Origin of the sequence: Streptomyces zagrosensis, assembly GCF_014203645.1 — a bacterium.
GTDB classification, from domain to species: domain Bacteria; phylum Actinomycetota; class Actinomycetes; order Streptomycetales; family Streptomycetaceae; genus Streptomyces; species Streptomyces zagrosensis.
Map to the genome: position 1 here is coordinate 1 of NZ_JACHJL010000025.1, position 15,316 is coordinate 15,316.

Consider the following 15,316-nt stretch of genomic DNA (forward strand, 5'->3'; position numbering starts at 1 on the left):
GGCCCTGCTTTCATGCCCGGCTCACCAGAACATCACCCGACCGAGCCGCCACACCCGAACCGGCGTTCGTCATGATCGATAGAGCAACGGCTTCTGAGCCTGCTTGAGCTGGCTTGAGCTGGCTTGGGTTAAGCGTCTGCGCGGGGTGGAGCGCCCGCGCGGGGGTGGGTGTCTGAGCCGGGGCTGTGGGCGGCGCGGCGCTTAATGATCTTCTCGGACGGGCAGGAAGACCTGGATTCGTCTTTCGGGAAGCCCTGACGTAGACTGATGCGTCGGCTCTCGTGTATCTGCGTGCCCGTATGTTCCTCGGTTCATATGAGCGCGTAACGGTGCCGAGAGTTGATCAAGGTAGCCGATTCGAAGGGCGAAGTGTGGCCAAGAAGCAAGGTGCCATCGAAATCGAGGGCACCGTGATCGAGTCCCTGCCGAACGCCATGTTCAAGGTGGAGCTCCAGAACGGTCACCAGGTCCTCGCGCACATCAGTGGCAAGATGCGCATGCACTACATCCGCATTCTCCCTGACGACCGGGTCGTGGTGGAGCTGTCTCCCTATGACCTGACGCGCGGACGCATCGTCTACCGCTACAAGTAGATCTCGCTGCCGTCCCGCTCCCGTGGGGCGATGGCACGACCCGGAGAACCTCACACCATGAAGGTCAAGCCGAGCGTCAAGAAGATCTGCGACAAGTGCAAGGTGATCCGCCGTCACGGCCGGGTCATGGTGATCTGCGACAACCTGCGCCACAAGCAGCGCCAGGGCTGACGCACAACCCCGCACCTCGCAGTACCTTCGCGCGACGCGAGCAACCGTACATACGCAGTCATCCGTCCTCAACGCCCCAGGCGATGAGGACGACACCCCCGGCGGAGGCCGGGGACCCGGCGATTCCCTCCGCGGAGGGCGGCCGGGGCAGATGCTGTGGAAGACCTCCGTATTTCAACTGGAGCCAGATTAATGGCACGCCTCGCAGGCGTTGACCTCCCGCGTGAAAAGCGCGTTGAGGTTGCCCTCACCTACGTCTTTGGCATTGGTCGTACCCGTGCCCAGGAGACCCTGAAGAACACCGGCATCGACCCGGACACCCGTGTTCGCGACCTGGCCGAGGAAGACCTCGTCAAGATCCGCGAGTACGTGGACGGCAACCTCAAGACCGAGGGTGACCTCCGTCGCGAGATCCAGGCCGACATTCGCCGCAAGGTCGAGATCGGTTGCTACCAGGGTCTGCGTCACCGCCGTGGCCTGCCGGTTCACGGTCAGCGCACGAGCACCAACGCCCGCACCCGCAAGGGCCCGCGTCGCGCCATCGCCGGCAAGAAGAAGCCGGGCAAGAAGTAGTCCGCACCGGACGCGCCGTGGCCCAGGAATTCGCTCCTGCGTCGCGCGAGCAGTTCGCGGTCCGAGCTGTAGGACCGATCACCTCCACGGGAGTTCATCAGAATGCCTCCGAAGAGCCGTACGGCGGGCGCCAAGAAGGTGCGCCGCAAGGAGAAGAAGAACGTTGCCCACGGGCACGCTCACATCAAGAGCACGTTCAACAACACGATCGTTTCGATCACCGACCCCACGGGCAACGTGATTTCCTGGGCCTCTGCCGGCCACGTCGGCTTCAAGGGCTCGCGTAAGTCCACTCCGTTCGCCGCGCAGATGGCTGCCGAGTCGGCCGCCCGCCGCGCGCAGGAGCACGGCATGCGCAAGGTCGATGTCTTCGTCAAGGGTCCCGGCTCCGGCCGTGAGACTGCGATCCGCTCGCTTCAGGCCACGGGCCTTGAGGTTGGCTCGATCCAGGACGTGACGCCGACTCCGCACAACGGGTGCCGTCCCCCGAAGCGGCGCCGGGTCTGATTGAGCGGCTGAGCTGACTCGGCTCGACAATGTGGTGTACGGGGCGGGCTTTGCCAAGTCCCGTGACCATGCTCGTCAGCTCGTCAGCTCGTTCGTCACGGTCACATCACCGTAAACGGCCGGAAGACCGACCTTCCGTCCGCCCGGGTGATGCCGAACGACATTATTGAGGTGCGCGAGCCCTCGCGGGAGATGACTCTCTTTGTGGTCGCTCGCGCGGAGGCTGGCGAGCGCACCGTACCGGCGTGGCCTGAGGCCATTCCGTCGCGGATGCGCATCCTCGTGCACGTCCTGCCCGAGCGCCAGGTGATTGACACTTAGGTGCAGGAGCAGTTGATCGTCGAGCTGTATTCGAAGTAGCGCCGGCCGCTACGGACAGTAGTCGCTTTGCGGTCGCGGGCGGTACGACTCTTTCGGGGGACGTGCCGCCCGTACCCTTGCAGTATCCGTCGGCATCAAATAGTGGGTGCCGAAGACTGGAGGCAACACCTCATGCTGATTGCTCAGCGCCCTTCGTTGACCGAAGAGGTCGTAGACGAGTACCGCTCCCGGTTCGTGATCGAGCCGCTGGAGCCTGGCTTCGGTTACACCCTTGGCAACTCCCTGCGCCGTACGCTCCTCTCCTCGATCCCCGGTGCGGCGGTCACGTCCATCCGTATCGATGGGGTCCTGCACGAGTTCACCACCGTGCCGGGCGTCAAAGAGGACGTCACCGACCAGATCCTCAACATCAAGCAGCTCGTCGTCTCCTCGGAGCACGATGAGCCGGTCGTGATGTACCTGCGCAAGCAGGGCCCCGGCGTGGTCACCGCCGCGGACATCGCGCCGCCGGCCGGTGTCGAGGTGCACAACCCGGACCTGGTGCTCGCCACGCTGAACGGCAAGGGCAAGCTGGAGATGGAGTTGACCGTCGAGCGCGGTCGTGGCTACGTCTCCGCCGTGCAGAACAAGCAGGTCGGCCAGGAGATCGGCCGGATTCCGGTGGACTCGATCTACTCGCCGGTCCTCAAGGTCACCTACAAGGTCGAGGCGACCCGTGTTGAGCAGCGCACCGACTTCGACAAGCTGATCGTCGATGTCGAGACCAAGCAGGCCATGCGTCCGCGGGACGCGATGGCGTCGGCCGGTAAGACCCTGGTCGAGCTGTTCGGTCTGGCCCGTGAGCTGAATGTTGACGCCGAGGGCATCGACATGGGTCCGTCCCCGACGGACGCTGCGCTCGCCGCCGATCTGGCGCTGCCGATCGAGGAGCTTGAGCTCACGGTCCGCTCGTACAACTGCCTCAAGCGCGAGGGCATCCACTCGGTGGGCGAGCTCGTGGCCCGCTCCGAGGCGGACCTGCTCGACATCCGCAACTTCGGCGCCAAGTCCATCGACGAGGTCAAGGCGAAGCTGGCAGGCATGGGCCTGGCGCTCAAGGACAGCCCGCCCGGATTCGACCCGACCGCCGCCGCGGACGCCTTTGGCGCCGACGACGACGCGGACGCCGGGTTCGTGGAGACCGAGCAGTACTGATGCGCTCCCGGCTCGGGCGCTGGGGGCAATCTCCGGCGCCTGGGCCGTAGCCGCCGGGGCTATGGCTATGTCGATGCCGATGCCCTGGCACACCGAAGGAGCCTGGCCCGTTGCTGCGGGCCGGGCGCCTTGGTAGCAGACTTCCGGGGCGCGAGCTCCGGGTTCCGGTGGGCGATCGCCTGCCCGGAAACTGACACCGGTACCTGATACGGCCGGTGCAGACACCGAGGAGAAACACCATGCCGAAGCCTGCCAAGGGTGCACGTCTGGGCGGCAGCGCCGCGCACGAGCGCCTGCTGCTCGCGAACCTCGCCACGGCGCTGTTCGAGCACGGCCGCATCACCACGACCGAGGCGAAGGCCCGTCGCCTGCGTCCGGTCGCGGAGCGCCTGGTCACCAAGGCGAAGAAGGGTGACCTTCACAACCGCCGTCTGGTGCTCCAGACCATCCGCAACAAGAGCGTTGTGCACTCCCTCTTCACGGAGCTCGCTCCGCGCTACGAGAACCGCCCGGGTGGCTACACCCGTATCACCAAGATCGGTAACCGCCGGGGCGACAACGCGCCCATGGCCGTCATCGAGCTGGTAGAGGCGCTGACCGTGCAGCAGACCGCCGTGAACGAGGCCGAGGCCGCCACCAAGCGGTCCGCCAAGGACGTCGCCGGCGACGAGGCCGTCGCGGACCTCAAGAAGGGCGAGGCCGAGCAGGCCCCGGCCGAGGCCGCGGAGACCGAGGCCAAGGACGCCTGATCGCTCGTCCCGCCACTGGCGGGGTGAGAGGCGAAGGCTCATGGACGGGCCCGTTCCAGAATTTCTGGGGCGGGCCCGTTCGGCATGCGAAAGGATCTTTTGGTGAGCGACGAGGTGGCCCCCGGGCACGTGCGCGTACGGCTGGACCTGAGCTACGACGGCAAGGACTTCTCGGGCTGGGCGCGGCAGACGGTCGGGCGGCGAACTGTGCAGGGGGAGATCGAGGACGCGCTGCGTACGGTGACGCGCTCGGCGCGGACGTACGAGCTGACCGTGGCAGGGCGCACCGATGCCGGGGTGCATGCGCGGGGGCAGGTCGCACACGTGGACCTGCCGGCGGAGGTGTGGGACGAGCACCGCGACAAGCTGCTGCGGAGGCTTTCGGGGCGGCTGTCGCACGATGTGCGCATCTGGCGGGTGGAGCTTGCGCCGCAGGGGTTCAACGCGCGGTTCTCGGCGATCTGGCGGCGCTACGCGTACCGGGTGACCGACCATCCGGGCGGCGCCGATCCGCTGCTGCGCGGGCATGTGCTGTGGCACGACTGGCCGTTGGATGTGGACGCCATGAACGAGGCGGCCGGGCGCCTGGTGGGCGAGCACGACTTCGCGGCGTACTGCAAGCGGCGTGAGGGCGCCACGACCATCCGTACGCTCCAGCGGTTTTCGTGGAGCCGGGGCGATGACGGTGTGATCACCGCGACCGTGCGGGCCGACGCGTTCTGCCACAACATGGTCCGCTCGCTGGTGGGCGCGATGCTCTTCGTCGGCGACGGGCACCGGCCCGCGGACTGGCCGGGAAAGGTGCTGGCGGCGGGCGTGCGGGACTCGGCCGTGCATGTGGTGCGCCCGCACGGGCTGACCTTGGAGGAGGTCGGCTACCCGGCGGACGAACTGCTCGCGGCCCGCAGCCGGGAGGCCCGCAACAGGCGGTCGCTGCCGGGGGCGGCGGGCTCGGGCCCGGCCTCGGCGGCGGGTGACGCGGGCTGCTGCTGAAGCTGGGGCCCGGCGGTTGAGGAGCCCGGCGGTTGAGGCCGCCGGGCTGCTGGGGCTGCCGGCCCGGCGGGGAGCCTACGACGCGGGGTGCGGGCGGGTCAGGGCGAGGTTGTTGGCCTTGGTGAAGTACGGGCGGACGCCCTCGATGGCCGGGTAAAGGTCGGTCTTGTTGCGGTCCAGGACATCGCCCAGGATGCGGCCGACGCGCAGTATCTTCGGGGCGCCCGAACCCGGGACCAGCGACACGTCCCAGACCGGCGCGGGGCCGGGCTCAGCGCCGGCGGCTGCGCCGGCGGTGGCGTACGCGGCGTGCACCTGCTCGTAGGAGATGACGAAGCGGAACTGGGTCGGGCTGAGGACGGTCACCGGGACGGTGAGCACCTCGCCGGTGGTGCGCGGCTTGGCGATGACCGTGGGGGCGGTCCCGGGCGCCGGGTACGTCTGTGCCGGGTCGGGCAGGGACGTGCCGTGGAGCGCGCAGGTGACGGTGATGCCTGTCCGGTCGGCGTGCAGGGTGTGGGCCTCGGCGTACGCGTCGCGGTACCAGGTCCGCACGGCGAGGAAGCCGTCCACGGTCGTGTACGGAACCCACCACGTGAACGGCGTGCCGGCCGGCGGCTGCGCGGTCAGCAGGCCGCGGCCCTCGGCGTAGCGGCAGGCCAGGCGGCGGCGGGCGCCGTCAGCGGCGCGTACGACGTGCAGGTCCCAGCGGCTTTCGGCGAGCTTCAGCGTCTCGTGGGCCAAGGTCGCGGTCCAGGGGCCGCCGGACGTGGTGGGTGGCTGAAGGGCAATGCTGTGGTGGTCGCCCTTGGCGCGGTCGGTGAGGGTCAGGTCCAGCTTCGGGCCCTGGAGACCGGAGCCATCGACGGAAATGACGAGGCCGCCCTTGGCGTCGGCGCGGCAGGTGGCGACGGCCCGCAGCGGCGGCTTGCGCACGATGCTCTTGACGGTGTCCCTGAGCATCACGGCGAGCGGCCGGCGGGGCGCCTTGGGGGCGGACTTCGCGCGGGACGGCAGGGCGGTGCCCTGGCCACGGGCCGCGTACAGCTCGCGGAACAGGTTCTCGTACGCGGCGGCCACGTGCTGCGGTGCATAGCGCTCGGCGTTGGTGCGGGCGGCCTGGCCCATCCGGCGGCGCAGGTCGTCGTTCTCGATGAGGGACAGCAGGCCCTTGGCGATGGCGTCCGCATCGCCGTTGGGGACCAAGATGCCGTCTTCGCCGTTCTTGATGATCTCACCGGGGCCGTGCGGGCAGTCGGTGGCGACGACGGGTACGCCGCAGTGCATGGCCTCGACGATGGTCATGCCGAACGATTCCTCGCGAGAGGTGACGGCGGCGATCGAGCCCTTGGCCCATTCGGTCTCGATGGGGGAGTGGGCACCCATGAGAGTGATGTGGTCGGCGAGGCCGAGGGTGTCGATCTGCTCGCGCAGCGCGGCGTGCTGAGGGCCGCGCCCGTACAGCCGTAGCTTCCAGTCCGGGTGCTCGGCCGCGACCGTGGCCCAGGCGGTGACCAGCAGGTCGTAGCGCTTGACGGGGATCAGCCGGCCCGCGGCGACGACCAGCTTGGCCCGGCCGTCGGACGTCTCGACGCCGGTGGCGGGCACGCCGTTGGGCAGCCCGAGCAGGCGGGTGGAGATGCCCGGCAGACGGGAGCGGTGGGTGGCGGCATCGGCCTCGGAGACGGTGGTGTGCGCGTCGAGGCGGGCGATGGCCGCGTCGCAGGCTGCGCGCAGGGCGGGCTTGTGCGTCTCGTAGAGCCGGTGTTCTTGGCCGATGCGCAGATAGCCGCGCTGGCCGCGGCTGCGCCCGGTGGACCCGGGCTGCCTGGACTGGCTGTCGTCACCGCTCGCGCCGAACTCGGCCAGATAGATGAGCATGCCGGGCCGGGTCGCGATGACGGCGTCGGCGTCGGTGTCCGCGAGATAGGCGGCCATGCGCTCGTCGGTGAGGGCGTTGAAGTTCACCGTGCCGTTCGCCTCGGCGGGCGGGATGCGCGGCGTGATCTGCTTGAGCAGCGGATTGCCCACGTCACTGGTCCGGCTGTTTGGGCGCAGGTCGATCAGCGGCACGATGCGCACCGCCTCGTGCAGGGCGAGGCTCGGTGCCTCGCTCGTCCGCATGAGAGAGACGATCTCCACCTCATGGTTCTCGGCGAGGGCGCCCGCCACATTGAACGTAGAACGGATCGTCCCACCGATGCCGTACACGTTGTGCAGCAGGAATGAGATCTTCATGTTGTCTTCACGCGCGACAGGTTGTGCTTGTCGCGCGCTGCCTCCCCTCTGGCCTGGCCTGCCCCATTAGACGGTTCACGGCGGCGAAAGTTGCTTTTGCCTACCGTGTTATTAAATGAGCCACAACGGTGTCCTGTCATGCAACCTTCTGCCTTGGTTATGCATCCGCGCGAGCGGGCGCGCGCGAAGACGCCTGCTTCGTTGCCGGGAAGAGATCTCGTCGGTGTATCCGCCTGGCGATACCGGATCGTCACGGAAAACACTGGTCACGGCGGCGGGCCGGCTGTTTGATGACTCGCACCATCGAGCTGCGACAGCAGACGTACGCAGATCATGCGTAGGTCAACACGCAGGTCATACGCAGGTCTAAGAGGGGCGAGCCCATATGAGGAATTCCGTGTCCAGGGCGCTGGTCGCCGTGTCCGTGGCGGGGGTGCTCGGCCTGACGGCGGCATGCAGCAGTGACTCCGGCTCTGACTCCGGAGGCGATGGTGACAAGAAGCCGTCGCAGGGCGGCAGCTCGGCGGGGGAGCGGCCAGGGGCCGGCGGTGAGCCGGGCGCCGATGGCGGCGCGTCGTTGAGCCAGCCCCAACTGAAGAAGGCTGCGCTGGTCAAGGGCGACGTCACGGGCTTTGAGTTTCAGCAGATGACGGACAAGGAGGCGGCGGAGGGCGGCGCGCCCAAGGCGGCGGACAAGGAGTGCCAGCCGCTGGCGGCGATGCTCGGCTCGTCGCCGGTGCCCAAGCCGTCCGCTGCGGTGTACGGCACCTTCACCGAGGGCGGCGATGACCTGTCGCAGGTGGGCCTGATCGGCATGGTCCGGCTCTCCTCGTACAGCGGGGACGACGCGACGGCCTTCGTGGAGGAGCTGCGGGGCGCGGTCACCGCGTGCGCGAAGGGCTTCTCGATGACAACCGGGGATGGCAGCAAGCAGGTTTTCTCCGAGGTGAAGCCGGTGGACGCGGCGAAGCTTGGCGATGAGGTGCTGGCCTACCGGGTGGTGGACGCGGAGGCGGGGGCGCCCAGCTTGTACACGGTCGTTCGGAGCGGGCCGAATGTGTCGGTCTTCTTCGCCGGCAACATGGTGGACCCGAAGAAGGTTGAGATGCCGGCTGCTGTGGTCAAGGCGCAGGTGGCGAAGATAGAGAACGCTGCGAAGGCTGCGAAAGGCTGAGAAGAGGGCGAAGGCTGAGAAGGGGGCGGGCTGAGGTCTATCGGTGCGGGGGTGCGGGGGTGCGGGGGTGCGGGGTGCGGGGCGCCGAGGGCGCGGGGCTCGGGGTCAGCCCGCGCTTGCCGTTGCCGCCGCCGATGCCTGCGCGGTGGCCCGCTGCATGATGCGGCTGAAGGCGTGGTCGGCCACGTCGCGGCCGGCCAGGCGGGCCTTGGTGTCGTTGGTCGGTACCTTGCTGCCGTCGGTGTAGCCGGCGATGGTGAAGTACCCGTAGCGACCGATGGCGTTGCTGGTGGAGCGGCAGGCGGTGTTGCGGCAGAAGGTGCCGATGCCGTCGCCGGGCAGTGACACGATGAAGGGGCCCGCGGCGTCCTTGGCCTTTTGGGCCGCGGCCTGGTTGTCGAAGACCGCGATGCCGACCGTGACCGCGACGCCGTCGCTGGTGTACGTCGCGCGGACCACCTGGCGGCAGTTGTTCGAGGTCAAAGCGGGGTAGAGCTTCTTTTGGGCCACCGAGCCGCAGTCCTTGGTGCTCGCGGTCGCGCCCTTGGTGTAGCTACGGCCCTTGACGATGGCCCGGTCGCCGGGGAAGAGGCCGGCGGCGTCGATGGGCGCCTTGTCCTTCTTTCCGTTCGCGATGATCTCCAGCGGGCTGAGCGGCGCAGGCGGGTTGACGTCCGAGAACCGCGGCTCGGGCGTGACCGACTGGCTCGGCAGCTTCTTCGGGCTGGGGAGCTGCGACGCGTTCTTGTCGTCATCGCCACCGCCGCTGGTGATCACGGCCGTGGCGACGATGGCGGCGACCGCCGCGGCGGCGAGCGCCCCGCCGCCGAAGAGCAGCCACTTGCGGCGCCGGTCACGGGCTGCGGTGTCGGCGAGAGCCGTCCAGTCCGGCGTCGGCGGCTGAGATCCCCCGGGCCCGTAAGGCCCCCCTTGCCCAAAGCTCATGCCGCGCATCCTATGGGCACGCCGGCGCGGCCGGGACGCCTGGTGGCGGGGGGCGTAAAGCGGTTGACCGGGGGCGGGGAGCGGCGGCGAGACTTTCCCCATGGGACACGTCGAGGGCGCGCATGTGGAGTATTACCTTCCTGACGGCCGAGTGCTGCTCGGTGATGTCTCGTTCCGGGTGGGAGAGGGCGCCGTGGTCGCGCTGGTCGGGGCGAACGGCGCGGGCAAGACGACGCTGCTGCGGCTGATCGCGGGCGAGCTGAAGCCGCACGGCGGGACGGTGACGGCCACCGGCGGGCTGGGCGTGATGCCGCAGTTCGTGGGCTCCGTACGGGACGAGCGGACCGTGCGTGACCTGCTGGTATCGGTGGCGCAGCCGCGGGTGCGGGAGGCCGCGAAGGCGGTGGATGTCGCCGAGCACGCGGTGATGACGGTCGATGACGAGGCCGCGCAGATGGGGTACGCGCAGGCGCTCAGCGACTGGGCCGAGGCACGCGGGTACGAGGCCGAGACCCTGTGGGACATGTGCACGATGGCCGCATTGGGCGTGCCGTATGAGCGGGCGCAGTGGCGCCAGGTGCGCACCCTCAGCGGCGGCGAGCAAAAACGGCTGGTGCTTGAGGCACTGCTGCGCGGGCCCGATGAGGTCCTGCTGCTCGACGAGCCGGACAACTATCTGGATGTGCCGGGCAAGCGGTGGCTTGAGGAACGGCTGCTGGAGACGCCGAAGACGGTGTTGTTCGTCAGCCACGACCGGGAGCTGTTGTCCCGGTCGGCGAAGAAGATCATCAGCGTGGAGCCGAGCCCGGCGGGGAGCGACGTGTGGGTGCACGGCGGGGGCTTCGCCACGTATCACGCGGCACGCAAGGAGCGGTTCGCGCGCTTTGAGGAGCTGCGGCGGCGCTGGGATGAGGAGTACGCCAAGTTGCGGCGGCTGATGCTCATGTTCAAGCAGAAGGCGGCGTACAACTCGGACATGGCCTCGCGCTATCAGGCCGCGCAGACCCGGCTGCGGAAGTTCGAGGAGGCGGGGCCGCCGCAGGAGCCGCCGCGTGAGCAGGACATCACCATGCGGCTGCGTGGCGGGCGGACCGGAGTGCGGGCCATCACCTGCCAGGGGCTTGAGCTGACCGGGCTGATGCGCTCCTTCGACCTGGAGGTCTTCTTCGGCCAGCGGGTCGCGGTGCTGGGCTCCAACGGCTCGGGCAAGTCGCACTTCCTGCGCCTGCTGGCCGGTGGCGAGGTGGCCCATCAGGGCCGGTGGAAGCTGGGCGCGCGGGTGGTGCCGGGGCACTTCGCGCAGACCCACGCTCACCCCGAGCTGATGGGCCGCACCCTCGTGGACATCCTGTGGAAGGAGCACGCCAAGGATCGGGGCGGGGCGATGAGCGTGCTGCGCAGGTATGAGCTGGAGCGGCAGGGTGACCAGCGCTTCGACCGGCTCTCCGGTGGCCAGCAGGCCCGGATGCAGATCCTCCTCCTTGAGCTGGCGGGCGCGACCGCGCTGCTGCTGGACGAGCCGACCGACAACCTGGACCTGGAGAGCGCGGAGGCCCTACAGGAGGGCCTTGAGGCGTACGAGGGCACGGTGCTCGCGGTTACGCATGACCGCTGGTTCGCCCGCTCCTTCGACCGGTTCCTGATCTTCGGCGCGGACGGTGTGGTGCGTGAGGCGCCGGAGCCGGTCTGGGACGAGAGCCGGGTGCGGCGCGAGCGGTGACCGGGGACTGCCCCCGCTGACTGACCCGCGGACTAACCGAGGACCGGCCGCGGTCCCGGCCGGTCTGTGGCGGCTGTGTCCGCGGTGGCGGCCGTGCCTGCTGGGGCGGCTGGGTCTGGGGTAGCGGCTGCGGGGCGAGCGGGGAGATGCACGTCACATCCGAGCTTGTCACACGGCGCTGAGCTGATCCGTCAAAGAGGTGTAACCACCAATGGATGGCAAGGAGTGCACCATGGAAGCTCGCTTGAACCTCTTCGGCAACCCGGTCATAGGCAAGGCTCTGCGACACATCACCGCAGCGGGCAAGGTGGTCGCTGACTCGACGCTGCCGGCCACGACGCAGGAACTGGTGAAGATCCGCGCCAGCCAGATCAACGGCTGCGGCTTCTGCGTCGATATGCACACCAAGGACGCCGCGCACGGCGGGGAGGACGCGACGCGCCTGCACCTGGTCGCGGTCTGGCGCGAGGCCACGGTCTTCACCGACGCCGAGCGCGCTGCCCTGGAGCTGGCGGAGCAGGGCACCCGCATCGCCGACGCGGCCGGCGGCGTCACGGACGAGGCCTGGGCGAACGCGGCCAAGCACTACGACGAGGACCAGCTCGCCGCCCTGGTGTCCGTCATCGCCCTGATCAACACCTACAACCGGGTGAACGTCATGGTTCAGCAGCCCGCAGGCGACTACACGCCCGGACAGTTCGGCTAACCCGCGCGATCTGCACCACCCGCACAGCACGCACAGCACGCACAACCCGGGCGGCTCACCTGGTTGGGGCGTCGGTGTCGTCTCGCGCCGGCGCCGGCATGAATGCAGGCGCCGGCCACCGTACCGGTACAGCCCCCGCCCCCGGGCCCCTCGCGCAGGGGTGCGGGGGCACCGTTTTGGTAGGCCCGGCGGTCCGAGCCGATCCCGGTGCATCGCCGCAGGTCGTACGGTGGGCAAGGCCAGCGAGAGACCAGCGAGAGGCCAGCGAAAGGCCAGCGAAGGGGCAACGAAACGGCAGCGAAGCCGTACGCCGGTTCGAGGTCGTACGGTGGGGATCGGCGGCGGAACCGCACAGCGGTTCGGGGCTGCTTTTGACCCGGATGGGGCCGGGCCGGTATTCTGCGAGTTCGTTATGCGTATTGGCTTGCTCGATCTCACGTGAGGGGCCCTTACGCCGGTCCACCGGGCCGATGACCAGCGGCAGGCACTCGGGTTGCGTCCCCGGCGTGCCGCCACGGCTGTCGTGATCGTCCGGGTGGCCTTGTCAGGACTCGTCCCCTTGGCTCTCACGAATCAGGGGCGACCCCATCACTGAAGAAGCGAAGGCTACGACCGTGCGTACGTACAGCCCCAAGCCCGGCGATGTCCAGCGCCAGTGGCACATCATTGACGCGCAGGACATTGTCCTGGGCCGTCTGGCCACAACGGCCGCGTCCCTTCTGCGGGGCAAGCACAAGCCCGTGTATGCGCCGCACGTTGACATGGGTGACTTCGTCATCATCGTCAACGCCGACAAGGTGCACCTGTCCGGTAACAAGCGGACCCAGAAGATGGCCTACCGTCACTCCGGCTACCCGGGTGGTCTGCGGTCCGTCCGCTATGACGAGCTGCTGTCGAAGAACCCTGAGAAGGCCGTCGAGAAGGCCATCAAGGGCATGATCCCCAAGAACACCCTGGGCCGTCAGATGCTCTCGAAGCTGAAGGTGTACGCGGGTCCTGAGCACCCGCACGCTGCTCAGCAGCCGGTCCCGTTCGAGATCATCCAGGTCGCGCAGTAGTTCCGGCCACCCCCTAAGAAGAAAAGAATCTGAGGAGCATCGTGGCCGAGACCACCGCAGAAACCCCCGTCGTCGTCGAAGACGTCGTGACGGAGACAGAGCCCACCGAGCACACCGAAGATGTGCAGGTCGAGGAGTACACGAGCGAGTCGCTCGCGTCCCGCTTCGGCGACCCGCAGCCTGCTGCGGGCCTCGGGCGTCGCAAGAACGCCATTGCCCGCGTCCGTATCGTTCCGGGCAGCGGCAAGTGGAAGATCAACGGTCGCACCCTTGAGGGTTACTTCCCCAACAAGGTGCACCAGCAGGAAGTCAACGAGCCCTTCAAGGTGCTGGAGCTCGATGACCGCTACGACGTCGTCGCCCGCATCAGCGGCGGTGGCATCTCCGGCCAGGCCGGTGCGCTGCGTCTTGGCGTCGCCCGTGCGCTGAACGAGGCCGACGTGGACAACAACCGCGCCGCCCTGAAGAAGGCCGGATTCCTCAAGCGTGATGACCGTGCGGTCGAGCGTAAGAAGGCCGGTCTGAAGAAGGCCCGTAAGGCTCCGCAGTACAGCAAGCGCTAATCGCGGCGAGACGCTCATCGCAGCGTTGCGCGGCGATCGTGCTGCGCTTCCGACGCCCCGGCGGCACCATTCGTGCCGCCGGGGCGTTCGGTCATAGGTGGCCAGGGGCGTATACCTGGACGTAAACCCTGGTTCATGTGACGTAATCTCGGAGGACACCAGTGGGACGACTCTTCGGTACGGACGGTGTGCGCGGTGTCGCCAACGCTGATCTGACGGCAGAGCTGGCGCTCGGCCTGTCGGTCGCAGCGGCGCATGTGCTCGCCGAGGTGGGCACGTTCGAGGGCCATCGGCCGGTGGCAGTGGTCGGACGCGATCCGCGGGCGTCCGGGGAGTTCCTTGAGGCGGCCGTGGTGGCCGGTCTCGCGAGCGCGGGCGTGGATGTGCTGCGCGTGGGCGTGCTGCCGACGCCCGCCGTCGCGTACCTGACCGGCGCGCTCGGTGCGGACCTTGGTGTGATGCTCTCCGCGAGCCATAATCCGATGCCCGACAACGGCATCAAGTTCTTTGCGCGCGGCGGCCATAAGCTCGCCGACGAGTTGGAGAACCGGATCGAGAAGACGTACCACGCGCACGCCTCCGGGGAGCCATGGGACCGCCCAACTGGTGCGGGCGTGGGCCGAGTTACCACGTACGACCAGGGCTTCGACAACTACGTCGCGCATCTGATCGGCGTGCTGCCCAACCGGCTCGACGGAATCAAGGTCGTCATCGACGGGGCACACGGCGCGGCGGCGCGGGTCTCGCCCGAGGCGTTCGCGCGGGCCGGGGCCGAGGTCATCACGATCGGCACCGATCCGGATGGCCTCAACATCAACGACGGCTGCGGCTCCACCCACCTGGGCAAGCTGTGCGCCGCGGTCGTCGAGCACGGCGCCGACCTGGGCGTTGCCCACGACGGTGACGCGGACCGCTGCCTGGCCGTTGACGCGAGCGGCGCGGAGGTGGACGGTGACCAGATCCTGGCCGTCCTCGCGCTGGCGATGCGTGACGCGGGCAGCCTGCGCAAGGACACCGTGGTGGCGACCGTGATGTCCAACCTCGGCTTCAAGCTGGCCATGGAGCGCGAGGGGCTGGCGCTGGTGCAGACGGCGGTCGGCGACCGTTACGTCCTTGAGGAGATGAAGCGCAGTGGCCTCGCGCTCGGCGGTGAGCAGTCCGGGCATGTCATCGTCCTCGACCATGCGACGACCGGCGACGGCACGCTGACCGGGCTGATGCTGGCCGCGCGAGTCGCCGCCACCGGCCGGTCGCTTGCGGACCTGGCGGGCGTCATGCAGCGGCTGCCGCAGATCCTCATCAATGTGCCGGACGTGGACAAGTCCAGGGTTATGACCTCGCCGGAGGTGCGGATCGCGGTCACCGACGCGGAGCGCGAACTCGGCGCCACCGGGCGGGTGTTGCTGCGTCCTTCGGGTACCGAGCCGTTGGTACGGGTGATGGTCGAGGCCGCTGACATCGAGCAGGCCAGGTCGGTCGCCGGACGACTGGCGGACGTGGTGAAGTCGGCGCTGGGCTAGGTCCCGGGCGTTTCAACAGCGTCTTCGCAAGAGGCGGGGGCTACCGGAACGATGGGTCCGGTAGCCTCCGCCTCCTGTGCGTGTGAGACAGGTTTGCTCCTGACTTTCCGTGCGCGTGGAACACGCCGTCTCCGTTGGCAAGAAGGAGAGTTGGCCCGTAGGGGGGAACCCCGAAGGTGCGCTTCGGGGTGAGGCCAGGGTGGCGCCAGGGTCGGTACCGTACCTCGCGGTGATGCCCGGGGGCGGCGGCGCTCGAAAGGATGAATGGCGTACGCACCAGCCGTTCACGGC

15 protein-coding genes and 1 pseudogene are annotated in these 15,316 nt (G+C 68.6%); 14 read left to right on the forward strand and 2 right to left on the reverse strand.

Annotated features, from left to right (window positions below):
* The first annotated feature begins 371 nt into the window (after positions 1-371).
* From infA to truA, 8 genes and pseudogenes are all read left to right on the forward strand, one after another.
* Complete coding sequence (infA, locus tag FHS42_RS37780) at positions 372-593, forward strand: translation initiation factor IF-1 (RefSeq protein WP_030262853.1); 222 nt, start codon at positions 372-374, stop codon at positions 591-593.
* Between the two features lie 57 nt (positions 594-650).
* Positions 651-764, forward strand: a complete 114-nt coding sequence (gene rpmJ / locus FHS42_RS31740; protein ID WP_003956441.1) for a 50S ribosomal protein L36 — start codon at positions 651-653, stop codon at positions 762-764.
* A gap of 192 nt (positions 765-956) precedes the next feature.
* Positions 957-1,337 (forward strand): 30S ribosomal protein S13, encoded by a 381-nt coding sequence (gene rpsM / locus FHS42_RS31745; protein WP_184578848.1) that lies wholly within the window; start codon positions 957-959, stop codon positions 1,335-1,337.
* Positions 1,338-1,439: 102 nt separating this feature from the next.
* Entirely contained in the window at positions 1,440-1,844 is a 405-nt protein-coding gene (gene rpsK, locus FHS42_RS31750; protein ID WP_009715860.1) for a 30S ribosomal protein S11, read from the forward strand.
* 16 nt (positions 1,845-1,860) lie between these two features.
* Positions 1,861-2,165 (forward strand): annotated as a pseudogene (locus tag FHS42_RS31755) (S4 domain-containing protein); the annotation flags it as partial.
* 171 nt (positions 2,166-2,336) lie between these two features.
* Positions 2,337-3,359: a DNA-directed RNA polymerase subunit alpha gene (locus tag FHS42_RS31760; protein ID WP_184578851.1), complete on the forward strand. Its 1,023-nt coding sequence runs from the start codon at positions 2,337-2,339 to the stop codon at positions 3,357-3,359.
* A gap of 239 nt (positions 3,360-3,598) precedes the next feature.
* Positions 3,599-4,108, forward strand: a complete 510-nt coding sequence (rplQ, locus tag FHS42_RS31765) for a 50S ribosomal protein L17 (RefSeq protein ID WP_184578854.1) — start codon at positions 3,599-3,601, stop codon at positions 4,106-4,108.
* 102 nt (positions 4,109-4,210) lie between these two features.
* Complete coding sequence (gene truA, locus FHS42_RS31770; RefSeq protein WP_184578857.1) at positions 4,211-5,101, forward strand: tRNA pseudouridine(38-40) synthase TruA; 891 nt, start codon at positions 4,211-4,213, stop codon at positions 5,099-5,101.
* 75 nt (positions 5,102-5,176) lie between these two features.
* Here truA and FHS42_RS31775 read toward each other — a convergent pair whose 3' ends face one another.
* Entirely contained in the window at positions 5,177-7,339 is a 2,163-nt protein-coding gene (locus tag FHS42_RS31775; protein ID WP_184578860.1) for a glycosyltransferase family 4 protein, read from the reverse strand.
* Positions 7,340-7,724: 385 nt separating this feature from the next.
* Here FHS42_RS31775 and FHS42_RS31780 point away from each other — a divergent pair, with 385 nt between their 5' ends.
* Positions 7,725-8,513 (forward strand): hypothetical protein, encoded by a 789-nt coding sequence (locus FHS42_RS31780; protein ID WP_184578863.1) that lies wholly within the window; start codon positions 7,725-7,727, stop codon positions 8,511-8,513.
* A 105-nt stretch (positions 8,514-8,618) separates the two neighbouring features.
* Here the strand turns inward: FHS42_RS31780 and FHS42_RS31785 are convergent, their stop codons facing one another.
* Positions 8,619-9,458, reverse strand: a complete 840-nt coding sequence (locus FHS42_RS31785) for a hypothetical protein (RefSeq protein WP_184578866.1) — start codon at positions 9,456-9,458, stop codon at positions 8,619-8,621.
* 100 nt (positions 9,459-9,558) lie between these two features.
* Between FHS42_RS31785 and FHS42_RS31790 the strand changes: the two genes are divergently transcribed.
* From FHS42_RS31790 to glmM, 5 genes are all read left to right on the forward strand, one after another.
* Entirely contained in the window at positions 9,559-11,178 is a 1,620-nt protein-coding gene (locus FHS42_RS31790) for an ABC-F family ATP-binding cassette domain-containing protein (RefSeq protein WP_184578869.1), read from the forward strand.
* A 232-nt stretch (positions 11,179-11,410) separates the two neighbouring features.
* Positions 11,411-11,884 carry a carboxymuconolactone decarboxylase family protein gene (locus FHS42_RS31795; RefSeq protein ID WP_184578871.1) on the forward strand — a complete coding sequence of 158 codons (474 nt, stop codon included), beginning with the start codon at positions 11,411-11,413 and terminating at the stop codon, positions 11,882-11,884.
* Between the two features lie 614 nt (positions 11,885-12,498).
* Complete coding sequence (gene rplM / locus FHS42_RS31800; protein WP_184578875.1) at positions 12,499-12,942, forward strand: 50S ribosomal protein L13; 444 nt, start codon at positions 12,499-12,501, stop codon at positions 12,940-12,942.
* Between the two features lie 41 nt (positions 12,943-12,983).
* On the forward strand, positions 12,984-13,505 hold the full coding sequence (gene rpsI, locus FHS42_RS31805; RefSeq protein WP_184578878.1) for a 30S ribosomal protein S9: 522 nt from the start codon (positions 12,984-12,986) through the stop codon (positions 13,503-13,505).
* A 161-nt stretch (positions 13,506-13,666) separates the two neighbouring features.
* The gene (glmM, locus tag FHS42_RS31810) at positions 13,667-15,025 is read left to right on the forward strand and encodes a phosphoglucosamine mutase (RefSeq protein ID WP_184578882.1); all 1,359 of its coding nucleotides are present in this window, start codon (positions 13,667-13,669) and stop codon (positions 15,023-15,025) included.
* Positions 15,026-15,316: the final 291 nt, after the last annotated feature.